The organism is Rhizobium sp. M1 (assembly GCF_002531805.1).
GTDB classification, from domain to species: Bacteria; Pseudomonadota; Alphaproteobacteria; order Rhizobiales; family Rhizobiaceae; genus Rhizobium; species Rhizobium etli_C.
The window spans coordinates 100,135-121,954 of record NZ_NWSW01000001.1 but is presented as its reverse complement, the minus strand read 5'-3'; the positions used below and the strand labels follow the sequence as shown (position 1 = coordinate 121,954).

Here is a 21,820-nt window from a genome sequence, read left to right as displayed (position 1 = left end):
AGACATGCTTTTCGCCCTGCTCTGCAAGGACAAGCCGGGACATCTGAACGTCCGCATGGAGACGCGGCCGACGCATCTTGCTTATCTCGACAAGCTCAACGCCGAAGGCAAGCTCTCGATGGCCGGCCCCTTCCTCGACGACGAGGGCAAGGCCTGCGGCAGTCTGGTGCTCGTCAAGGCGGAGACGGCGCAGGAGGCAAAGGCGCTCGCCGATGCCGACCCCTACGCCCAGGCCGGGCTGTTCGAAAGCGTTGAGATCAAGCCCTTCAACTGGGTCTTCAACAAGCCGGAGGCTTAAAGCATGGCGCATTGGCTCTATAAGTCCGAACCTGCCTCCTGGTCCTGGGAGCAGCAGAAGGCCGCCGGCGATAAGGGCACGGAATGGACGGGCGTGCGCAATTATCTGGCGCGCAACAATATGCGGGCGATGCAGATCGGCGACAAGGGCTTCTTCTACCATTCCAATGACGGGCTGGAGATCGTCGGCATCGTCGAAGTCTGTGCCCTGTCGCATCCCGATTCTACCGCCAAGGGCGATCCGAAGTGGGATTGCGTCGACATCCGCGCCGTCATGGACATGCCGAAGCCGGTGACGCTGAAGGACGTCAAGGCGAGCGAGAAGCTTGCCAAGATGTCGCTCGTCACCTCCATGCGTCTTTCCGTGCAGCCGGTGACCGACGACGAATGGGCCGAGGTCTGCCGCATGGGCGGGCTCGACAATCCGCCGCGCTGACGACCTTTGAAAACCGATCCGGAAGCCTTCATCCGCGCCAATACCAGTCTGATGGCGCCGCCGCATGTGCCGGAGATTTCGCTCCATCTGGCAAGCGAGGCGCATGAGCTCTGGCTGAAGACCGAGGAGGAGCTGGAAGCCATCGGCCTGCCGCCGCCCTTCTGGGCTTTTGCCTGGGCGGGCGGGCAGGGATTGGCGCGCTACATCCTCGATCATCCTGATATGGTGCGCGGCAAGCGCGTGCTGGATTTTGCCAGCGGCTCCGGCCTCGTCGGCATTGCGGCTGTCATGGCCGGCGCCCGGGAGGTGACGGCTGCCGATATCGATCCCTGGGCGCAGACGGCAATCCGGCTGAATGCCGAGGCCAATCATGTCGCGCTCGGATTCACCGGCGCCGACCTCGTCGGTGCGAGCGTCGAGGCGGATATCGTGCTTGCCGGCGATGTATTTTACGACCGCGGCTTCGCCGACGCACTTATTCCCTGGTTCGCGAGGCTGGCTGGCGAGGGAAAACCGGTGATGGTCGGCGATCCCGGGCGCAGCTATCTGCCTCGGGACCGGCTGGAATTCTGCGCAGCCTACCAAGTGCCGGTGACGCGGGCGCTGGAGGACAGCGACATCAAGAAGACGACGGTGTGGCGCTTCGTGTCAGCTCTCAAGGCCGGATGACGCAGACATTGGCTTCGTATGAGCAGGGATCGTCCTGCACGGCGACGTCGATGACTTTCGCCTTCGGGGTCAGCGGCTCCGGCCGCACATTCGGATAGAACCCGTAGCCGTCGCCGCCGACATAGGTTCCGCCATCGGCTTGATAGACGTAGGCGGAGCCGGAATAGGTGCCGCCGCTATCCCAGCCCGGCGCCTGCGGCGCGAGGATGACGAGGCTGTCGTGCACCGTGCGATGTGTCGCCGCTGACGAGAACCGCGTCAGTATCGGCATCCTGATCCTGCCGGGCCGGCGGCCGTAAGCATGGTCGAAACGGATGCCGCGATCGCGCCAGTTGGCACGTTCATCGCGCCAGGTCGCACGTTCACCGAGAAACATTCCGCCATGGAACACGTGGCGGTGGCCGGCAAAGCGATAGTCATGGCGGCGCTCGCCTGCTGTGGCCGGGAATGCGGCAAGCGCGGCGAGCGCAAGCAGGATGACTGGGGACAGACTGCGGAACATGGCGCCGAACTCCCAAAATCCAATCGTTAACAAATCGTTAACGCCAGATTGCGCCAAAAGCCGCGGCTTGTCCAATCAAAGGGGAGGCGCGGCGTAAATATTGAGCGCGAAAGCCCAGTTTCGCTAGCCCGCAAACTTCCCGGTAACCCGAATCGATTAAATTAAAAGCAGACAGCGATTGTGCTTGTCGTCGGGCTTTCCGGTGAGTAAACGTCGCAATTGATGCAACGCACACAGAGAATTTTGTCATTCGTGTGGTTGACTGAGCATGCTCCGAAATCCGGGAGCGCAGAGAAGCCGCCGCGAGGTTCTGATGGCGAACGTGACAAATAACCGGCCCTTGTCGCCGCATTTGCAAGTCTACAAACTTATTCCCACCATGGTCATGTCCATCGTCCACCGCATTACCGGTGGGGCGCTCTATGTCGGCACGCTACTCGTCGCCTGGTGGCTGATCGCGGCGGCAAGCGGCCAGAGTTCCTACGACTGGGCCAACTGGGTGCTCGGCAGCCTTCTCGGCAAGCTCGTGCTGCTCGGCTACACCTGGGCATTGCTGCACCACATGCTCGGCGGTTTCCGCCACCTCATGTGGGATCTCGGTTACGGCTTCGAGAAGGAAGTCTCGACCAAGCTTGCCATCGCCAACATCATCGGGTCGCTCTGTCTGACCGTGCTGGTCTGGGTGATCGGCTTCCTCATTCGCTTCTGAAGGTCCTCTCATGGATATGCGCACCCCCCTCGGCAAGGTTCGCGGGCTCGGCTCCGCCAAGGAAGGCACCAGCCATTTCTGGCGTCAGCGGCTGACCGCCGTCGCCAATATTCCGCTGATCCTGTTCTTCGTCATCTTCATGATCGCCTATGCCGGCGCCCCCTATGCGGATGTGGTTCGCGCCCTGTCGAACCCCTTCGTTGCCGTCGTCATGGGCTTGATGGTGATCTCGGGCGTCATCCATATGAAGCTCGGCATGCAGGTCATCATCGAAGATTACGTGCATGGCGAGTTCGGCAAGATCGCTCTGCTGATGCTGAACACGTTCTTTGCGATCGTGATTGCCGGCCTCTGTCTCTTCGCCATTCTGAAAATCGCATTCGTAGGATAAGCTCGATATGGCACCGACTTCACCCGCCCAGAACGGCAAGGCCTACAATTATGTCGACCACTCCTATGACGTGATCGTCGTCGGCGCCGGCGGCGCCGGCTTGCGCGCCACGCTCGGCATGGCCGAGCAGGGTTTCCGCACCGCCTGCATCACCAAGGTGTTCCCGACCCGCTCGCACACGGTTGCGGCACAGGGCGGTATCGCCGCCTCGCTGCGCAACATGACCCCCGACAGCTGGCAATGGCACCTCTACGACACCGTCAAGGGCTCCGACTGGCTCGGCGACGTCGACGCCATGCAGTATCTGACCATGGAAGCGCCGAAGGCGGTCTATGAGCTCGAACATTACGGCGTGCCGTTCTCGCGCAACGAGGAAGGCAAGATCTACCAGCGCCCGTTCGGCGGTCATATGCAGAATTACGGCGAAGGCCCGCCGGTGCAGCGCACCTGCGCCGTCGCCGACCGGACCGGCCACGCCATCCTGCACACGCTCTACGGCCAGTCGCTGCGCCACAATGCCGAATTCTTCATCGAGTATTTCGCGCTCGACCTGATCATGTCGGAAGACGGCAGCCGCTGCACCGGCGTCGTCGCCTGGTGCCTCGATGACGGCACGATCCATCGCTTCGCCGCCAAGATGGTGGTGCTGGCGACCGGCGGCTACGGCCGCGCCTATTTCTCGGCGACCTCTGCCCATACCTGCACCGGCGACGGCGGCGGTATGGTGGCGCGCGCCGGTCTGCCGCTGCAGGACATGGAATTCGTGCAGTTCCACCCGACCGGCATTTACGGTTCGGGCTGTCTGATCACCGAGGGCGCACGCGGCGAAGGCGGCTACCTCGTCAATTCCGAGGGCGAACGCTTCATGGAGCGTTACGCGCCGTCGGCCAAGGACCTTGCCTCGCGCGACGTGGTTTCACGCTGCATGACGCTCGAGATCCGCGAAGGCCGCGGCGTCGGCAAGAACAAGGATCACATCTTCCTGCACCTCGACCATCTCGATCCGGCCGTGCTGCACGAGCGGCTGCCGGGCATTTCCGAGAGCGCCAAGATCTTCGCCGGCGTCGACGTCACGCGCGAGCCGATCCCGGTCCTGCCGACCGTCCACTACAATATGGGCGGTATTCCGACGAATTATTGGGGCGAAGTGCTGAATGCCGACGGCGCCAATCCGGAGCGGATCATCCCCGGCCTGATGGCGGTGGGTGAGGCAGGCTGCGCCTCGGTGCACGGCGCCAACCGTCTCGGCTCCAACTCGCTGATCGACCTCGTGGTCTTCGGCCGCGCCGCTGCGATCCGCGCCGGCGAGGTCATCGACCGCGCAGCGCCGATCCCGCATCTGAACGTCGTCGCCTGCGACAAGATCATGGACCGCTTCGACGGTCTGCGCTACGCCGGCGGCGGCACGCCGACGGCTAATCTGCGCGAGAAGATGCAGCGCGCCATGCAGGAAGACGCCGCCGTCTTCCGCACCCAGGAATCGCTGGAATCCGGTTGCCGGCGCATCTCGGCGATCTGGCAGGAAATGCGCGACATCAAGGTCACCGACCGCTCGATGGTCTGGAACTCGGATCTGGTGGAGACGCTGGAGCTGCAGAACCTGATGGCCAACGCCATCACGACGATCTACGGCGCCGAGGCCCGCAAGGAGAGCCGCGGCTCGCATGCCCGCGAGGATTATACCGAGGGTGCATTCGCCGGCCGCGACGACGTCAACTGGCGCAAGCATACGCTTGCCTGGGTCAACGAGGCAGGCGACGTCAAGCTCGATTACCGCCCGGTTCACACCGACCTGATCGCGGAAGGCATCGATCCGCACAAGATCGAGCCGAAAGCCCGCGTCTACTGATTTCAAGAGGAACCTGGTATGGTTGAACTCGCTCTCCCCAAGAATTCTCAGATGCGCGAAGGCAAGGTCTGGCCGAAGCCGGCGGGTGCGACGAACACCCGCGAGTTCCGCGTCTACCGCTGGAGCCCGGATGACGGCCAGAACCCGTCGATCGACACCTTTTACATCGATGTCGACGATTGCGGCCCGATGGTGCTCGACGGCCTGCTCTACATCAAGAACAAGATCGACCCGACGCTGACGCTGCGTCGGTCCTGTCGCGAGGGCATCTGCGGCTCCTGCGCGATGAATATCGACGGCACGAACACGCTGGCCTGCACCAAGGGTCTCGACGATATCAAGGGCGCGGTGAAAATCTATCCGCTGCCGCATTTGCCGGTCGTCAAGGATCTGGTTCCGGATCTCACTAACTTCTACGCCCAGCATCGTTCGATCGAGCCCTGGCTGAAGACGGTGTCGCCGGCGCCGGCCAAGGAGTGGAAGCAGAGCCATGAGGACCGGCAGAAGCTCGACGGCCTCTATGAATGCATCCTTTGCGCCTGCTGCTCGACCTCCTGTCCGAGCTACTGGTGGAACGGCGACCGTTATCTCGGCCCGGCCGTCCTGCTGCAGGCCTATCGCTGGCTGATCGATTCCAGAGACGAGGCGACCGGCGAACGCCTCGACAATCTCGAGGATCCGTTCCGCCTTTATCGCTGCCACACGATCATGAATTGCGCGCAGACCTGCCCCAAGGGCCTCAATCCGGCCAAGGCAATCGCCGAAATCAAGAAGATGATGGTCGAGCGCCGGGTCTGATCGCCGTGCATGCCGATGGCGGAATAGACGGCTTCGATCCAGAAGCCGTCAGAGAGATCAGGTCACGGCTCGCCTCGGTCCGCGAGCAGGGCATCCGTATCGGTTTTGCGATCGAAAGCGGCAGCCGCGCCTGGGGGTTTCCGTCTCCCGACAGCGATTATGACTGCCGTTTCGTCTATATCCGTCCCGTCGAACATCATCTCGCGCTTGCTTCGGTGCGCGATGTCATCGAGTTTCCGATCGTTGGCGATATCGATACCGGCGGCTGGGATCTGCGAAAGGCGCTGCTGCTTGCTCTCAAGGGAAACGCAGTGGTGGTCGAATGGCTGAAATCGCCGATCGCTTATGAAGAGGAAGCGGGTTTTCGCTCGCGTCTCGGTGCGCTGCTTGATCTCATCATGGTGCCGGAAAAGGTCGCTGCCCATTATGTCGGGCTCATGCGGCAGCATTTTCAGAGCCAGGGCGAGGGGGCGATTAAGCTGAAGAAGCTGCTTTACACCGTGCGCCCGGCCGTCGCGCTCGAATGGATGCGGCAGCGTTCGTTTCGCGCGCTGCCGCCGATGAATATGCTGGAGTGCCTCGAGGCGATCTCGATCGCTCCCGATGTTCGAACGGCGATACTTGATCTCGTGCATGTCAAGAAACAGACGCGCGAAATGGGGGAAGGTCAGCCGCCAGTGCTGGTGCGATCCTTTCTGGAGAGTTCGTTCGAGCGTTATTCGCAGATATTGCGGGAGTTCGACAAGGATCCGGACAGAGATCAGCGCGCGCAACACCTTGCTGACAAATTCTATGTGCAGGAAGTTTTGCAGCGGGACAGTTGAACTGTATCGTTTTTCGGTTAGTTGTTGTCCCGGGCAATTTATGCCGCCCGACTTGATTAACCAAAGCGAATTACGATAATCGGATCTTGTCTCAAGCCCGTTTCTCTGCGGCGACAGCCGAATTTCAGGAGTATGATGATGCAGTTGCGATATGCGATGACAGGTCTGGTGGTGGCTCTCGCGCTAGCCGGTTGTCAGCGTACGGCATATGATTACAGCTCCAACTCTCCCAGCGCCGCGCCGGCGCCGCTGACGGCGCAGCCGGTTCCCTCCGTGCAGGGCGGACAGCTTCCGCCGCCGACCGGCAGCTCGCAGTTCCCGGCGGCGCCGGCGTCGACATCGCCGATGCCGGGTGCCCAGCCGGGCGCGGTCGCCGCGAGTGCGCTCGACGTCACGAAGGAATCGATGGTCGGAAACTGGCGCGTCAACGGCAGCTGCGACATGTTCCTGACGTTGACCAATCTCGGCAGCGGGTCGCGCGGCGGCACGCGCGGCTGCGTCGGCGAATTGACGGCGATGGGCTCCTGGGAAGTCGCAGGCAAGCAGGTGCTGCTCAAGGACCGTTCGGGCAACCAGATCGGCAGCGTCTACAAGACGGCCGACAACCGCTTCCAGGGCCAGACGAATACCGGTCAGCCGATCAGCCTCAGCCGGTAATTAACCGGCGCGGTAATCAAACCGGCGCGGTAAACGATCCGGCGGCGCCCCGCCGATGACCGACAGGCGGACATGCCCTTATGCAGCCAATGCCAGATTATGCGCTCAGCGTCTGCGAACAGCTTAAATCGCTGACGCTTTCGGGTGCTTTGCAGGTCGATTCCGCCCAGATGGATGTGGCCAAAAGCCTGGATCGGGTGCTCGCCGGGCTGAAGCAGCAGCGACCGGCGGCGAAATCGAGCGCGCTCGGCTGGCTGTTCGCCTCGAAGAAGAAAGCCGTCGGCGGCATCAAGGGGCTTTATATCCACGGCAGCGTCGGACGCGGCAAGACCATGCTGATGGACATGTTCTTCTCGATGGCGCCGTGCCGGAAGAAGCGGCGGGCGCATTTCCATGAATTCATGGCGGATGTGCACAATCGTATCGCCGCGCACCGGCTGAAGCTCAAGAATGGCGAGACGAAGCAGGCCGATCCGATACCGCCGGTGGCCGCAGCCCTTTACGAGGAAGCAGAACTGCTCTGCTTCGATGAATTCACGGTCACCGACATTGCCGACGCGATGATCCTGTCGCGGCTGTTTTCCGAACTCTTCGCGCGGGGATGCGTGCTGGTCGCGACGTCGAATGTCGAGCCGGACAATCTCTACAAGGACGGTCTCAACCGCGGCCTGTTCCTGCCCTTCGTCGCGTTGCTCAGGCAGCATGTCGATGTCGTCACCCTGGATTCGCCGACCGATTACCGGATGGAGAAGCTGAACAGCCAGCCGGTCTATCTGGTACCGATCAACGAACATAACGACATGGCGATGGAGGCGTCCTGGACGCAGGCGCTGCATGGGCGCAAGGCGCAGCCGCTCGATATTCCGATGAAGGGGCGCGCCATCCATGTGCCGCTCGCCGCCGACCGCATGGCGCGGTTCTCTTTCGCCGATCTTTGCGAGAAGCCGCTCGGTGCGGCCGACTTCCTGGCCATCGCCAAACGCTTCGATATCGTCTTCGTCGATCACGTTCCCCTGCTCGGACCAGAAAAACGGAACCAGATCAAGCGCTTCATCATTCTGGTCGATACGTTCTACGATCACGCCGTACGGCTTTATATATCGGCGGCGGCGATGCCGGAGGGCCTGCTCGTCGGCCGCCGGGGCACCGAAGGCTTCGAATTCGACCGCACGGCGTCGCGTCTCTTCGAAATGCGCAGCGCCGAATATCTTGCGCTGCACCATGACAAACGCGCCGCCGAGTAACAATCAAGTGACAAATATTCTTACGTTTACGTAAGAATTTTAGTATCTAAACGATTGAAAACGCTACATCAAAATTAATGGATTGCCATTTTTGGGCTTTGGGTCTATGCGATTGCGTCATTGAGCGGTGCCTCAGCGTCGTTCGACGAATTTGATCGCAAAGGAAACAGCGAAATGGCGCGTAACAAGATCGCACTCATTGGTTCTGGCATGATTGGTGGCACGCTGGCGCATCTCGCCGGCCTGAAGGAACTGGGCGATATCGTCCTCTTCGACATTGCCGACGGCATTCCCCAGGGCAAGGGCCTCGATATCGCACAGTCCTCCCCGGTCGAAGGCTTCGACGCCAATCTGACCGGCGCCAGCGACTATTCCGCCATCGAAGGCGCTGACGTCTGCATCGTCACTGCCGGCGTTCCGCGCAAGCCGGGCATGAGCCGCGACGATCTTCTCGGCATCAACCTCAAGGTCATGGAGCAGGTCGGCGCCGGCATCAAGAAGTATGCGCCGAATGCCTTCGTCATCTGCATCACCAACCCGCTCGACGCCATGGTCTGGGCGCTGCAGAAGTTTTCCGGCCTTCCGGCCAACAAGGTTGTCGGCATGGCCGGCGTTCTCGACTCTTCGCGTTTCCGCCTCTTCCTCGCCAAGGAATTCAACGTCTCCGTTCAGGACGTGACGGCCTTCGTTCTCGGCGGCCACGGCGACACGATGGTGCCGCTCGCCCGCTATTCGACGGTCGGCGGCATTCCGCTCACAGACCTCGTCACCATGGGCTGGGTCACCAAGGAGCGCCTGGAAGAGATCATCCAGCGCACCCGTGACGGCGGCGCCGAAATCGTCGGCCTGCTGAAGACCGGCTCGGCCTATTACGCGCCGGCCGCCTCGGCGATCGAGATGGCCGAATCCTACCTCAAGGACAAGAAGCGCGTTCTGCCCTGCGCTGCCCATCTCACCGGCCAGTACGGCGTCAAGGACATGTATGTCGGCGTTCCCACCGTCATCGGCGCCGGCGGCGTCGAGCGCGTCATCGAGATCGACCTCAACAAGACCGAGAAGGAAGCCTTCGACAAGTCCGTCGGCGCCGTCGCCGGTCTTTGCGAAGCCTGCATCAACATCGCGCCTGCCCTCAAGTAATCGGCGCTGAAGTCATCGAAACAGGGATAAACCCATGAACATTCATGAATATCAGGCCAAGGCTCTGCTGAAGGGCTATGGCGCACCGGTTGCTGAGGGTGTGGCTGTCCTCAAGGTCGAAGAGGCCGAGGCTGCCGCCAAGTCGCTTCCCGGCCCGCTCTATGTGGTCAAGAGCCAGATCCATGCCGGCGGCCGCGGCAAGGGCAAGTTCAAGGAACTGTCGCCGGAAGCCAAAGGCGGCGTGCGTCTCGCCAAGTCGATCGACGAAGTGGTTGCCCACGCCAAGGAAATGCTCGGCAATACGCTGGTGACGGCGCAGACCGGCGAAGCCGGCAAGCAGGTCAACCGTCTCTACATCGAAGACGGCGCCGACATCGCTCGCGAGCTTTATTGCTCGCTGCTGGTCGACCGCTCGGTTGGTCGCGTCGCTTTCGTCGTTTCCACCGAAGGCGGCATGGACATCGAAGCTGTCGCCCATGACACGCCCGAAAAGATTCAGACGATCGCCATCGATCCGGAAGCCGGCGTGACGGCTGCCGACGTCGCAGCGATCTCCAAGGCGCTGGCGCTCGAGGGTGCCGCTGCAGAAGACGCCAAGTCGCTCTTCCCGGCGCTCTACAAGGCCTTCAACGAGAAGGATATGGCGCTGCTCGAGGTCAATCCGCTGATCGTCATGAAGGATGGCCATCTGCGCGTTCTCGACGCCAAGATGTCGTTCGACGGCAATGCGCTCTTCCGCCACGACGACGTCAGGACGCTGCGCGACGAGACCGAAGAGGACGCCAAGGAAATCGAGGCCTCCAAGTGGGACCTCGCTTATGTCGCGCTCGACGGCAATATCGGCTGCATGGTCAACGGCGCAGGCCTTGCCATGGCGACGATGGACATCATCAAGCTCTACGGCAAGGAGCCGGCCAACTTCTGCGACGTCGGCGGCGGCGCCGGCAAGGAGAAGGTCGCTGCGGCCTTCAAGATCATCACTGCCGATCCCAAGGTCGAGGGCATTCTCGTCAACATCTTCGGCGGCATCATGAAGTGCGATGTCATCGCCGAGGGCGTTATTGCCGCGGTCAAGGAAGTCGGCCTCAAGGTTCCGCTCGTCGTGCGCCTTGAAGGCACCAATGTCGAGCTCGGCAAGAAGATCCTGAACGAGTCGGGTCTCGCGATCACGGCGGCTGACGACTTGGACGATGCGGCCAAGAAGATCGTCGCGGCGATCAACGGCTAATTTGAAGGATCGGAAAGAATGTCTATTCTCGTCAATAAAGACACCAAGATCCTCGTTCAGGGTCTGACCGGCAAGACCGGAACCTTCCACACCGAACAGGCGCTTGCCTATTACGGCACGCAGATGGTCGGCGGCATCCACCCGAAGAAGGGCGGCGAAACCTGGACCGGCGCAAAGGGCGAAAGCCTGCCGATTTTCGCAACCGTTGCCGAAGGCAAGGAGAAGACCGGCGCCGACGCGACCGTCATCTATGTTCCGCCGGCCGGTGCGGCCGACGCCATCATCGAGGCGATCGACGCCGAAATCCCGTTCATCACCTGCATCACCGAAGGCATTCCCGTCATGGACATGGTGCGAGTCAAGGCGCGCCTCGACCGCTCCAAGTCGCGCCTACTCGGCCCCAACTGCCCGGGCATCATGACGCCGGAAGAATGCAAGATCGGCATCATGCCGGGTTCGATCTTCCGCAAGGGTTCGGTCGGCATCGTCTCCCGTTCGGGCACGCTGACCTATGAAGCGGTGTTCCAGACCTCCAACGAAGGCCTCGGCCAGACGACGGCCGTCGGCATCGGCGGCGACCCGGTCAAGGGCACCGAGTTCATCGACGTGCTTGAGATGTTCCTCGCCGACGAAGCCACCCAGTCGATCATCATGATCGGTGAAATCGGCGGCTCGGCAGAAGAAGACGCTGCGCAGTTCCTCAAGGACGAAGCCAAGAAGGGCCGCAAGAAGCCGATGGCCGGCTTCATCGCCGGCCGCACGGCGCCGAAGGGCCGCACCATGGGCCATGCCGGCGCCGTGGTATCCGGCGGCAAGGGCGATGCGGAATCGAAGATCGCGGCGATGGAATCGGCAGGCATTCGCGTCTCGCCGTCTCCGGCCCGCCTCGGCAAGACCTTGGTGGAAGTCCTCAAGGGCTAAGCCAGCCATATAGACCGGGCGGAAGAACGGCATCTGCGTTTCCGCCCGGTATGACAAGCACGAGACCAACAGATGCGCCGCGGACAGGCGGCAATCGGAATGCGGCAGCCGGTGACGAAGCCGGCATATTCATCAAAGTCAGGAGGCGGACGGAAGCGTCCGCATATCACCATGGCACGGCAAGAAGCCAACGAGCAGTTTCAGATCACCTCGTTTCTGGATGGCGCCAACGCGGCCTATATCGAGCAGCTCTATGCGCGCTACGAAGAGGATCCGGCGTCGGTCGACGACCAGTGGCGCGCCTTCTTCAAGGCGCTGGAAGAGGATCCTGCTGATGTGAAGAAGGCGGCCAAGGGAGCTTCCTGGCGCAAGAAGAACTGGCCGCTGCCGGCCGGCGGCGATCTGGTGTCGGCGCTCGACGGCAATTGGGGCATCGTCGAGAAGGCGATCGAAACCAAGGTGAAGGCGAAGGCCGAAGCCGCGGGCAAGCCCACTGATACCACCGACGTGCTGCAGGCGACCCGCGATTCGGTGCGCGCCATCATGATGATCCGCGCCTATCGCATGCGTGGCCATCTGCACGCCAAGCTCGATCCGCTCGGCATCGCCGCTGCCGTCGACGACTATCATGAGCTGTCGCCGGAAAATTACGGCTTCACGTCAGCGGATTACGATCGCAAGATCTTCATCGACAACGTGCTCGGCCTGGAATACGCGACCATCCGCGAGATGATCGAGATCCTCGAGCGCACCTACTGCTCGACGCTCGGCGTCGAATTCATGCACATCTCCAATCCGGAGGAGAAGGCCTGGATCCAGGAGCGCATCGAAGGGCCTGACAAGGGCGTGGCCTTCTCGGCCGAAGGCAAGAAGGCGATCCTTGCCAAGCTCATCGAAGCCGAAGGGTACGAGCAGTTCCTCGACGTCAAGTTCAAGGGCACCAAGCGCTTCGGTCTCGACGGCGGTGAATCGCTGATCCCCGCACTGGAACAGATCCTGAAGCGCGGCGGCCATCTCGGCCTCAAGGAAGCGGTGTTCGGCATGGCCCATCGCGGCCGTCTGAACGTGCTCTCCCAGGTGATGGGCAAGCCGCATCGCGCCATCTTCCACGAGTTCAAGGGCGGTTCCTATGCGCCCGACGAAGTCGAAGGTTCCGGCGACGTGAAGTACCATCTGGGCGCTTCCTCCGACCGCGAATTCGACGGCAACAAGGTGCACGTCTCGCTGACGGCAAATCCGTCGCATCTCGAAATCGTCGACCCTGTCGTCATGGGCAAGGCTCGTGCCAAGCAGGACATGAGCGCGACGGTATGGGAAGGCGACATCATTCCGCTGTCCGAACGCTCCAAGGTGCTGCCGCTGCTGATCCACGGCGACGCGGCCTTCGCCGGCCAGGGCGTCATTGCCGAAATTCTCGGCCTGTCCGGTCTGCGCGGCCACCGTGTCGCCGGCACCATGCACGTCATCATCAACAACCAGATCGGCTTCACCACGAACCCGGCCTTTTCGCGCTCGTCGCCCTATCCGTCTGACGTCGCCAAGATGATCGAGGCGCCGATCCTGCACGTCAATGGCGACGATCCGGAAGCCGTGGTCTACGCCGCCAAGGTTGCGACCGAATTCCGCATGAAGTTCCACAAGCCGGTTGTGGTCGACATGTTCTGCTATCGCCGCTACGGCCACAACGAAGGCGATGAGCCGTCCTTCACCCAGCCGAAGATGTACAAGGTCATCCGCGCCCACAAGACGGTGCTGCAGCTTTATGCAGAGCGTCTCGTTCGCGAAGGCCTGCTCACGGATGGCGAAGTCGAAAAGATGAAGGCCGACTGGCGTGCGCATCTCGAGCAGGAGTTCGAGGCCGGCCAGCACTACAAGCCGAACAAGGCCGACTGGCTGGACGGCGAGTGGTCGGGCCTGCGCACCGCCGACAATGCCGACGAGCAGCGCCGCGGCAAGACGGCGATGCCGATGAAGACGCTGAAGGAGATCGGCCGCAAGCTGTCGGAGATCCCGGCCGGCTTCAATGCGCACCGCACGATCCAGCGCTTCATGGAAAACCGGGCCAACATGATCGCCACCGGCGAGGGCATTGACTGGGCGATGGCCGAAGCGCTCTCCTTCGGCGCGCTCTGCCTCGAAGGCCACAAGATCCGCCTGTCCGGCCAGGATTGCGAGCGTGGCACCTTCTCGCAACGCCACTCGGTTCTCTACGATCAGGAGACCGAGGAACGTTACATTCCGCTCGCCAATCTTTCGCCGACGCAGGCGCGCTACGAAGTCATCAACTCGATGCTGTCGGAAGAGGCCGTGCTCGGCTTCGAATACGGCTATTCGCTGGCCCGTCCGAATGCGTTGACGCTGTGGGAAGCGCAGTTCGGCGACTTCGCCAACGGCGCGCAGGTGGTCTTCGACCAGTTCATCTCGTCGGGCGAGCGCAAGTGGCTGCGCATGTCGGGCCTCGTCTGCCTGCTGCCGCACGGCTATGAAGGCCAGGGTCCGGAGCACTCCTCGGCTCGCCTGGAGCGCTTCCTGCAACTCTGCGCGGAAGACAATATGCAGGTCGCCAATGTCACGACGCCGGCGAACTACTTCCATATCCTGCGCCGGCAGGTGAAGCGCGACTTCCGCAAGCCGCTGATCCTGATGACGCCGAAGTCGCTGCTGCGCCACAAGCGGGCGGTTTCGACGCTGGCCGAACTGGCCGGCGAATCGGCTTTCCATCGCCTGCTCTGGGACGATGCGGAGGTGATCAAGGACGGCCCGATCAAGCTGCAGAAGGACAACAAGATCCGCCGCGTCGTCATGTGCTCCGGCAAGGTCTATTACGATCTTCTCGAAGAGCGTGAAAAGCGCGGGATCGACGACATCTACCTGCTGCGCGTCGAACAGCTTTATCCGTTCCCGGCAAAGGCGCTCATCAACGAGCTGTCGCGCTTCCGCAACGCCGAAATGGTGTGGTGCCAGGAAGAACCGAAAAACATGGGCGCATGGTCGTTCATCGACCCCTTCCTCGAATGGGTGCTTGCCCATATCGATGCGAAGTACCAGCGCGTCCGCTATACCGGCCGTCCGGCCGCCGCCTCGCCGGCGACCGGCCTGATGTCGAAGCATCTGTCACAGCTCGCCGCATTCCTCGAGGATGCCTTGGGCGGTTAAATCAAGGGGGGCGCGATGGCTTACTTCTTTCTGAGACTGCTGCCGCCGCGCCCCACTTTCCCGCATGACGGGACGGCGGAGGAAATGGCGGCGATGAAGCGTCATGTCGAATACTGGCATCGTCAGGCCTTTGCGGGATCGGCAATCGTCGTCGGTCCCGTGTTCGAGGGCGAAGGCGCCTTCGGCATGGCGGTCGTCGAAGTCGAGGATCAGGCGGCGGCGCAGGCTGTTGCCGACGGCGACCCGATCATCGCTTCCGGTTTCGGTTTCCGTTTCGATATCCTGCCAATGCCCTCGATCATCTTGCGGCCGCCCGCCGTCTGAAACGCTTAAAACGAACACACACGAAATCAGGATCTGAACAATGGCCACAGAAATCCGCGTTCCAACTCTCGGTGAATCCGTCAGCGAGGCAACCGTCGGCACCTGGTTCAAGAAGGTCGGCGACGCCATCAAGGCCGACGAGCCGATTCTCGAGCTTGAAACCGACAAGGTGACCATCGAAGTTCCGGCACCGGTCTCCGGCACGCTTTCGGAAATCGTCGCTGCCGCCGGCGAAACCGTCGGCCTCGGCGCGCTGCTCGGCCAGATCGCCGAAGGTGCCGTCGCTGCCGCCGCGCCGGCTGCTGCCGCACCGGCCGCCGCTCCTGCCCAGCCAGCGCCGGCTGCTCCTGCTCAGCCGGCACCGGTCGCCGCTGCGGCTGCAGCGTCATCGAGCGCTTCCGTCTCCAGCATGCCGCCGGCCCCGGCGGCTGCCAAGATGCTGGCCGAAAGCAATCTCTCCGCCGACCAGATCGACGGCAGCGGCAAGCGCGGCCAGGTGCTGAAGGGCGATGTCATTGCCGCCGTCGCCAAGGGCATTTCCGCTCCGGCAGCCCCGGCGGCAGCGCCCGCCGCCGCGCGCGGCCCGTCGACGGTCGAGGATGCATCGCGCGAAGAGCGCGTGAAGATGACGCGCCTGCGCCAGACGATCGCCAAGCGCCTCAAGGATGCGCAGAACACCGCCGCCATGCTGACCACCTATAACGAGGTGGACATGAAGGCGGTCATGGACCTGCGCAACAAGTACAAGGACATCTTCGAGAAGAAGCACGGCGTCAAGCTCGGCTTCATGGGCTTCTTCACCAAGGCGGTGACGCATGCGCTGAAGGAACTGCCGGCGGTCAATGCCGAGATCGACGGCACCGACGTCATCTACAAGAATTACTGCCATGTCGGCATGGCCGTCGGTACCGACAAGGGCCTCGTTGTTCCTGTCATCCGCGATGCCGACCAGATGTCGATCGCCGAAATCGAGAAGGACCTCGGCCGTCTTGCCAAGGCAGCCCGTGACGGCTCGCTCTCCATGGCCGACATGCAGGGCGGCACCTTCACCATCACCAATGGCGGCGTTTACGGCTCGCTGATGTCCTCGCCGATCCTCAACGCACCGCAGTCCGGCATTCTCGGCATGCACAAGATCCAGGAGCGGCCGGTTGCGATCGGCGGCCAGGTGGTCATCCGTCCGATGATGTATCTGGCGCTTTCCTACGATCACCGCATCGTCGACGGCAAGGAAGCGGTCACCTTCCTCGTGCGCGTCAAGGAAAGCCTGGAAGATCCGGAACGCCTGGTTCTCGATCTCTAAGGAGCTTTCCCATGCGGAACCGGATGATGCGAGCGGCGCGCCTTGTTCTTTGCGCTGCCGCCGCGCATGCCCCGGTTTCCGCATCGGCGGCCGGCTGGGACGTTAGCAAGGCCAGCAGCAATTTCGAGCTGGTGACGCTCGGTGACGCCGAGCTTTCCGGACGGTCGATCGGCGTGATCCATATGGGCAATGTCGAGCTGACCTCGGGGCGCATCGTCGCCGCCGATCCGCTCGCCCAACCCGATCGGCCGGCACTCGCAAGAACGGTTGCACCGGGCGACTATCCGGTGACGCTCTACCAGGCTTTCGGGCGGATCGCCGCCGCCGGCATGCGGTTTGCCGAGGGTAAGCCGGATCATTGGGAACTCGCCGTCCTGCCCGGACAAGATCCGGCGACGCTGAAGGACGACGAGTTCTTCGGCTACCCCGTCGACGCCGGTCTCGGCTGCTATATGGATGCCGATACGCTGGCGTTGATCGAAGAGCGCGAAGCGCAGGTGCAGGCGCAGAAGCCGGACGCCGACATCAATTATTACGATGACGTACTGGCTGCGGATCTCGACGCCAACAAGGGCCATTATGCATTGCACCGGCCGATGGCCGACAAGAGGGGCAATGTCGCGGTGTTCTGGAGCGGCTGGGGCGATGGTTTCTATCCTGTCTTCTGGGGCCTCGACAAGGATGGCCGCCCGCTGGCGCTGTTGACGGATTTTGGTGTGATCGAGAATGCTGACGGACGGCGAGAGCCGAAGGTGCAATGAGCGGGACGATCGGGATCATGGCAGGACGGAAAGGCGTGGCTACGATTGCAGCCGCCGCATTTTTCGCCATTCCGGTTGCCGCGTTCGCTATCGATTGCAAACAGGAGCAGGCCGTCTACACCGACCGTGACGGCGCCTATGAACTGCGCTTCGCGCCGCTGAATTCTTCCTCGGCTGCCGCCAGCAACCAGTTCAAGGTGAGCGCGGTCAAGACATCGGTCGTCATGGAAGGCTATGTCATGCCGTCGGAGGATCCGGTGCGCGCCATCGGCATCCTGATGTTCAACTGTCCCGAGGGCGATGTGACCGGCGCCGATCTCGACGCCTGCACGGTCTGGCAGGGCGCCGTCTACGGCATGGATGCCAAGGGCGAGATGGACAATCTGCAGCCGGAGGGCGCTGCGGCCGCCGAAAAGCTGGTGCTCCCCGGGCTTGGTCCCGCCATTCGCGAATCCAGCGCCTGGGGCGAGGGCAAGGCTTCGGTGGCGCCTTGGGATGTGCTGACATTCAAGGAGTGTGCGACATGAGCGATACACCTGTTGTTCTCGTCACCGGCGGAAGCCGGGGCATAGGCGCGGCCGTCTGCCGCCTTGCCGCACGCCAGGGCTGGCGTGTCGGGGTGAATTATGCCGCCAACCGCCAAGCGGCGGATGCCGTCGTTGCCGCGATCACCGAAAGCGGTGGCGAAGCCGTGGCGATCCCGGGTGATGTCGGCAATGCTGCCGATATCGCCGCGATGTTTTCGGCGCTTGATCGTCAGTTCGGACGGCTCGACGGACTGGTCAACAATGCCGGCATCGTCGACTATCCGCAGCGGGTCGACGAGATGTCGGTCGAGCGGATCGAGCGCATGCTGCGCGTCAATGTGACCGGCTCGATCCTCTGCGCCGCCGAGGCCGTGCGCCGCATGTCGAACCGGCATGGTGGGCAGGGCGGGGCGATCGTCAACGTCTCGTCGATGGCGGCAGTCCTCGGTTCGGCGACGCAGTATGTCGATTACGCGGCCTCGAAAGCGGCGATCGACACCTTCACCATCGGACTTGCGCGCGAGGTCGCCGCGGAAGGGATTCGCGTCAATGCCGTCCGGCCTGGCATCATCGAAACCGATCTCCATGCATCCGGCGGCTTGCCGGACCGGGCGCGCGAATTGGCGCCATCGGTCCCGATGCAGCGGGCCGGCATGCCGGAGGAGGTGGCGGATGCAATCCTCTATCTGCTTTCACCGTCGGCGTCCTATGTCACCGGATCGATCCTCAATGTGAGCGGCGGCCGTTAGAAGGACAGGGCGAAATCACCATGAGCTACATCTTCGAATTCCTTGGCCTGATGGCCGTCTTCTCGATTTTCATCGTTGTGCCGGGCGCCGATTTCGCAGTCATTCTACGCCAGAGCATCGTGCATGGGCGCCGTGCGGCCATCATGACCGGGCTCGGCATGGGCTTCTCGCTGCTTTTCCATATCAGCTACACGATCCTCGGCCTCGGGATCATCGTCTCCAAGTCGCTGATGCTGTTTGCAACGATCAAATGGGCGGGTGTCGCCTATCTCGTCTACCTCGGCATCAAGTCGTTCCGCGAACCGGGGTTCAAGGTGCAGGAGATCGACGTCACGGCCGAAGACCGCAAGTCGGCCTCGATGCTGACATGCCTCGGCATGGGCTTCATCACCAATGCGCTGAACCCGAAGCCGGTGCTGTTCTTCCTGTCCTTGTTTTCGACGCTCGTGCATCACGACACGCCAGCGCTGATCCAGTTCTCCTATGGAATCGGCATGGCGACGGCGCTGGTCGCCTGGTTTGCCGGCGTCTCCTATTTCTTCACGGTCAAGACGATCCGTGACCGCTTCATCGCCAGCGGCAAATGGTTCAACCGCATTACCGGAGCGGCACTCGTCGGCTTCGGCTTCCGCCTCGCGCTGTCGCGCGCCGCCGACTAATTGAAAAATCCAAAGGGAAAGAAGCAATGTCTTACGATGTGATCGTTATCGGAACCGGCCCGGGCGGCTATGTCTGCGCCGTCAAGGCAGCCCAACTCGGCCTCAAGGTCGCCGTCGTCGAAAAGCGCGCGACCTATGGCGGCACCTGCCTGAACGTCGGCTGCATCCCGTCGAAGGCTTTGCTGCATGCCTCCGAAATGTTCCATCAGGCCGGTCACGGCATGAGCGCGCTCGGCATCGACATTCCGGCGCCGACGCTCAACCTCGCCAATATGATGGCGCACAAGGATGCGACAGTGAAGTCGAATGTCGACGGCGTCGCCTTCCTCTTCAAGAAGAACAAGATCGATGCCTTCCAGGGCACTGGCAAGATCGTCTCGGCCGGCAAGGTTGCCGTCACCGCCGAGGACGGCCAGGTGCAGGAGATCGAAGGCAAGAACATCGTCATCGCCACGGGCTCCGATGTCGCCGGCATTCCCGGCGTGCAGGTCGAGATCGATGAGAAGACCATCATTTCCTCCACCGGCGGCATCGCGCTGGAAAAGGTGCCGGAAACGCTGATCGTCGTCGGCGGCGGCGTCATCGGCCTCGAGTTGGGCTCGGTCTGGTCGCGCCTTGGCGCCAAGGTCACGGTCGTCGAATATCTCGACACCATCCTCGGCGGCATGGACGGCGAGGTCTCCAAACAGTTCCAGCGCATGCTTGCCAAGCAGGGCATCGATTTCCATCTCGGCGCCAAGGTCACCGGCGTCGAAAAGGGCGATACGGGCGCCAAGGTCACCTTCGAGCCGGTCAAGGGCGGCGATAAGGTGACGCTCGACGCCGAGGTCGTTTTGATCGCGACCGGCCGCAAGCCTTATACGGCAGGTCTCGGCCTCGAAGAGGCCGGCGTTGCGCTCGACAATCGCGCCCGTGTCGAGATCGACGGTCGCTTCAAGACCAATGTCGCCGGCATCTATGCGATCGGCGATGTGGTCAAGGGTCCGATGCTGGCGCACAAGGCGGAAGACGAGGGCGTGGCGCTTGCCGAAATCCTCGCCGGGCAGCATGGCCATGTGAACTACGATGTCATTCCGAGCGTCGTCTACACGCAGCCCGAGATCGCCTCGGTCGGCAAGACCGAGGAAGAGCTGAAGGCGGCGGGTATCGCCTACAAGGTCGGCAAGTTCCCGTTCACGGCGAACGGCCGCGCCCGCGCGATGCTGGCGACCGACGGCTTCGTCAAGATCCTCGCCGACAAGGACACCGACCGGGTGCTTGGCGGCCATATCGTCGGCTTCGGCGCCGGCGAGATGATCCACGAGATTGCCGTGCTGATGGAGTTCGGCGGTTCGTCGGAAGACCTCGGCCGCAGCTGCCACGCCCATCCGACGATGTCGGAAGCGGTCAAAGAAGCTGCGCTCGCGACCTTCTTCAAGCCGATCCACATGTAATCTTATATTCGTAACGAGGCGTTCAGCCGCTTGCCGCGAGGCAGGCGGCTGTTTTGATTGTGGCGGATCGCTAAATTTAGGCGCGCTTGCCCATCAGTTCTATTGGGAAATTATTGTGCTGCGACCGATGACACTCGGCTGAGCGCCTGCCCCCTCAGTTCACCGCGGTGACGGTGAAGCCCTGCTTGCGCAACAATTCGACCAAACCCTCGCCGCCCGGCAGGTGCGCTGCTCCCACCGCGATCATTGTGCGCCCGTTGTCGAGATAAGGCTTTGCCCGTTCCGCCATGACCTTGTTTCGATCGGTTATCAACCGGCTCTCGAGTGCTTTTGCGGCAGCCTGATCTGTCGAAACGAACTCGATCAGCGAGAAGATCATTCCGACTTTGCCTTGGTCGTATAGGTCGATCATCGTCTCGGTTATGTCATCCATACCATTGGGAAGTGCCAGCAACTCCCGCAGATTTTGAAGCATGAAATTGTCCGGGACATCTGACATGGCTTCAAATTGCTCGGCCGGCGTTTCCAGGCCGACCAGACGGATACCATCATTGAGCGCGTCGAGGGCAAGAGCCTCGTCCAGGACCTTAAAGCCCTTTGCGCTGCGCCTGATATCGCAACCTCGTGTCTGCAGACCCATATAGATGAACCATGGCCGCATCTTCGCCATCAGGTTCATATTGATCCCCCTTTTCTTCAAGCCGGCAGCGACGTCACTGGTTGCATCAGGGGGCAGGATATGATCGAGCGTTTGGTCGCCCTGAAGCGTCGTCAGTTCGGGATGCTTCAAAATTTCGATCGCAAGTTTTTCTGGCTCTGCGACTTCCGCCAGCTCGACGGTCAGAGTGTCGACGGCACCATAGGCCTGGTAAAATCCTACCGGCATATCCAACACACGGGGATCGCTCACATGCATCGTGCCGAGCAGCCAGGAAGGCTCGACACCTGATTTTTCGATTTTCCAGAAAATCGCGTTGCCGTTCGGTATCGTCTCGGCTCTCTCAATGGCTTTTTCGAAACGAACCGGATCTTCCCTTTTCAATTGGGCGAAAAGGTTCTTGCCCGAGCAGGCCAGCTCGTCATCCGCCAGGGCATGCGAAAAGGAAAATATCGTCAGCGCCGCCGCCATGATGAGCAGCGGGCCGTTCGCGAACGCTCTCGAGGTGAAAAGCATATTGTGCCCGGGCATTGAAAACACTTTCCTGGGAGAAAAGCTGCAAATGCCGCCATGTGACGTATGCAAACT

The 21,820-nt window shown here is 62.0% G+C and carries 23 protein-coding genes; 21 read left to right on the top strand and 2 right to left on the bottom strand.

What is annotated here, in order from left to right; all coding sequences use genetic code 11:
- The first annotated feature begins 4 nt into the window (after positions 1-4).
- From CO655_RS00610 to CO655_RS00600, 3 genes are read left to right on the top strand one after another with little or no spacing between them, the layout of a single operon-like run.
- Positions 5-298 (top strand): YciI-like protein, encoded by a 294-nt coding sequence (locus CO655_RS00610; RefSeq protein WP_064683805.1) that lies wholly within the window; start codon positions 5-7, stop codon positions 296-298.
- 3 nt (positions 299-301) lie between these two features.
- Complete coding sequence (locus CO655_RS00605; RefSeq protein WP_097605946.1) at positions 302-733, top strand: EVE domain-containing protein; 432 nt, start codon at positions 302-304, stop codon at positions 731-733.
- 6 nt (positions 734-739) lie between these two features.
- Positions 740-1,402, top strand: coding sequence for a methyltransferase (locus tag CO655_RS00600; RefSeq protein WP_097663485.1), 663 nt, complete (start codon positions 740-742; stop codon positions 1,400-1,402).
- On the opposite strand, the gene CO655_RS00595 is transcribed toward CO655_RS00600, so the two are convergent.
- A complete protein-coding gene (locus CO655_RS00595; protein ID WP_097663483.1) occupies positions 1,389-1,904 on the bottom strand; it encodes a hypothetical protein in 516 nt (171 codons plus the stop codon). The two genes, CO655_RS00600 and CO655_RS00595, sit on opposite strands and share 14 nt — an antisense overlap.
- A gap of 313 nt (positions 1,905-2,217) precedes the next feature.
- On the opposite strand from CO655_RS00595, the gene sdhC reads away from it, so the two are divergent.
- From sdhC to lpdA, 18 genes are all read left to right on the top strand, one after another.
- Entirely contained in the window at positions 2,218-2,613 is a 396-nt protein-coding gene (sdhC, locus tag CO655_RS00590) for a succinate dehydrogenase, cytochrome b556 subunit (protein ID WP_097605949.1), read from the top strand.
- 10 nt (positions 2,614-2,623) lie between these two features.
- The gene (sdhD, locus tag CO655_RS00585) at positions 2,624-3,004 is read left to right on the top strand and encodes a succinate dehydrogenase, hydrophobic membrane anchor protein (protein ID WP_010028649.1); all 381 of its coding nucleotides are present in this window, start codon (positions 2,624-2,626) and stop codon (positions 3,002-3,004) included.
- A 7-nt stretch (positions 3,005-3,011) separates the two neighbouring features.
- A complete protein-coding gene (gene sdhA / locus CO655_RS00580; protein WP_097663482.1) occupies positions 3,012-4,853 on the top strand; it encodes a succinate dehydrogenase flavoprotein subunit in 1,842 nt (613 codons plus the stop codon).
- An 18-nt stretch (positions 4,854-4,871) separates the two neighbouring features.
- The gene (locus CO655_RS00575) at positions 4,872-5,651 is read left to right on the top strand and encodes a succinate dehydrogenase iron-sulfur subunit (RefSeq protein ID WP_088677571.1); all 780 of its coding nucleotides are present in this window, start codon (positions 4,872-4,874) and stop codon (positions 5,649-5,651) included.
- A gap of 5 nt (positions 5,652-5,656) precedes the next feature.
- Positions 5,657-6,475 (top strand): nucleotidyltransferase domain-containing protein, encoded by an 819-nt coding sequence (locus tag CO655_RS00570; protein WP_010034454.1) that lies wholly within the window; start codon positions 5,657-5,659, stop codon positions 6,473-6,475.
- A 138-nt stretch (positions 6,476-6,613) separates the two neighbouring features.
- Complete coding sequence (locus CO655_RS00565) at positions 6,614-7,132, top strand: protease inhibitor Inh/omp19 family protein (protein WP_097605951.1); 519 nt, start codon at positions 6,614-6,616, stop codon at positions 7,130-7,132.
- A gap of 80 nt (positions 7,133-7,212) precedes the next feature.
- The gene (gene zapE, locus CO655_RS00560; RefSeq protein WP_097605952.1) at positions 7,213-8,376 is read left to right on the top strand and encodes a cell division protein ZapE; all 1,164 of its coding nucleotides are present in this window, start codon (positions 7,213-7,215) and stop codon (positions 8,374-8,376) included.
- 174 nt (positions 8,377-8,550) lie between these two features.
- The gene (mdh, locus tag CO655_RS00555) at positions 8,551-9,513 is read left to right on the top strand and encodes a malate dehydrogenase (protein ID WP_010034465.1); all 963 of its coding nucleotides are present in this window, start codon (positions 8,551-8,553) and stop codon (positions 9,511-9,513) included.
- 34 nt (positions 9,514-9,547) lie between these two features.
- The gene (gene sucC / locus CO655_RS00550; RefSeq protein ID WP_077992130.1) at positions 9,548-10,741 is read left to right on the top strand and encodes an ADP-forming succinate--CoA ligase subunit beta; all 1,194 of its coding nucleotides are present in this window, start codon (positions 9,548-9,550) and stop codon (positions 10,739-10,741) included.
- An 18-nt stretch (positions 10,742-10,759) separates the two neighbouring features.
- Entirely contained in the window at positions 10,760-11,662 is a 903-nt protein-coding gene (gene sucD, locus CO655_RS00545; protein ID WP_010028330.1) for a succinate--CoA ligase subunit alpha, read from the top strand.
- A gap of 171 nt (positions 11,663-11,833) precedes the next feature.
- On the top strand, positions 11,834-14,818 hold the full coding sequence (locus CO655_RS00540; RefSeq protein WP_097606007.1) for a 2-oxoglutarate dehydrogenase E1 component: 2,985 nt from the start codon (positions 11,834-11,836) through the stop codon (positions 14,816-14,818).
- Between the two features lie 15 nt (positions 14,819-14,833).
- Positions 14,834-15,142 carry a YciI family protein gene (locus tag CO655_RS00535; protein ID WP_097663481.1) on the top strand — a complete coding sequence of 103 codons (309 nt, stop codon included), beginning with the start codon at positions 14,834-14,836 and terminating at the stop codon, positions 15,140-15,142.
- A gap of 40 nt (positions 15,143-15,182) precedes the next feature.
- Positions 15,183-16,445: a 2-oxoglutarate dehydrogenase complex dihydrolipoyllysine-residue succinyltransferase gene (gene odhB / locus CO655_RS00530; protein WP_097605953.1), complete on the top strand. Its 1,263-nt coding sequence runs from the start codon at positions 15,183-15,185 to the stop codon at positions 16,443-16,445.
- Between the two features lie 11 nt (positions 16,446-16,456).
- Positions 16,457-17,206, top strand: a complete 750-nt coding sequence (locus tag CO655_RS00525; protein ID WP_097663480.1) for a DUF4241 domain-containing protein — start codon at positions 16,457-16,459, stop codon at positions 17,204-17,206.
- Positions 17,203-17,733 (top strand): hypothetical protein, encoded by a 531-nt coding sequence (locus tag CO655_RS00520; RefSeq protein ID WP_097663479.1) that lies wholly within the window; start codon positions 17,203-17,205, stop codon positions 17,731-17,733. Before CO655_RS00525 ends, CO655_RS00520 begins: the two co-directional genes overlap by 4 nt.
- The gene (locus CO655_RS00515; RefSeq protein ID WP_097663478.1) at positions 17,730-18,482 is read left to right on the top strand and encodes an SDR family oxidoreductase; all 753 of its coding nucleotides are present in this window, start codon (positions 17,730-17,732) and stop codon (positions 18,480-18,482) included. The genes CO655_RS00520 and CO655_RS00515 overlap by 4 nt, the downstream gene beginning before the upstream one ends.
- 20 nt (positions 18,483-18,502) lie before the next feature.
- Entirely contained in the window at positions 18,503-19,141 is a 639-nt protein-coding gene (locus CO655_RS00510) for a LysE family transporter (protein ID WP_097663477.1), read from the top strand.
- A gap of 26 nt (positions 19,142-19,167) precedes the next feature.
- Entirely contained in the window at positions 19,168-20,574 is a 1,407-nt protein-coding gene (gene lpdA, locus CO655_RS00505; RefSeq protein ID WP_097605957.1) for a dihydrolipoyl dehydrogenase, read from the top strand.
- Between the two features lie 154 nt (positions 20,575-20,728).
- Here lpdA and CO655_RS00500 read toward each other — a convergent pair whose 3' ends face one another.
- Entirely contained in the window at positions 20,729-21,763 is a 1,035-nt protein-coding gene (locus CO655_RS00500; RefSeq protein WP_097663476.1) for a TraB/GumN family protein, read from the bottom strand.
- Positions 21,764-21,820 lie beyond the last annotated feature (57 nt).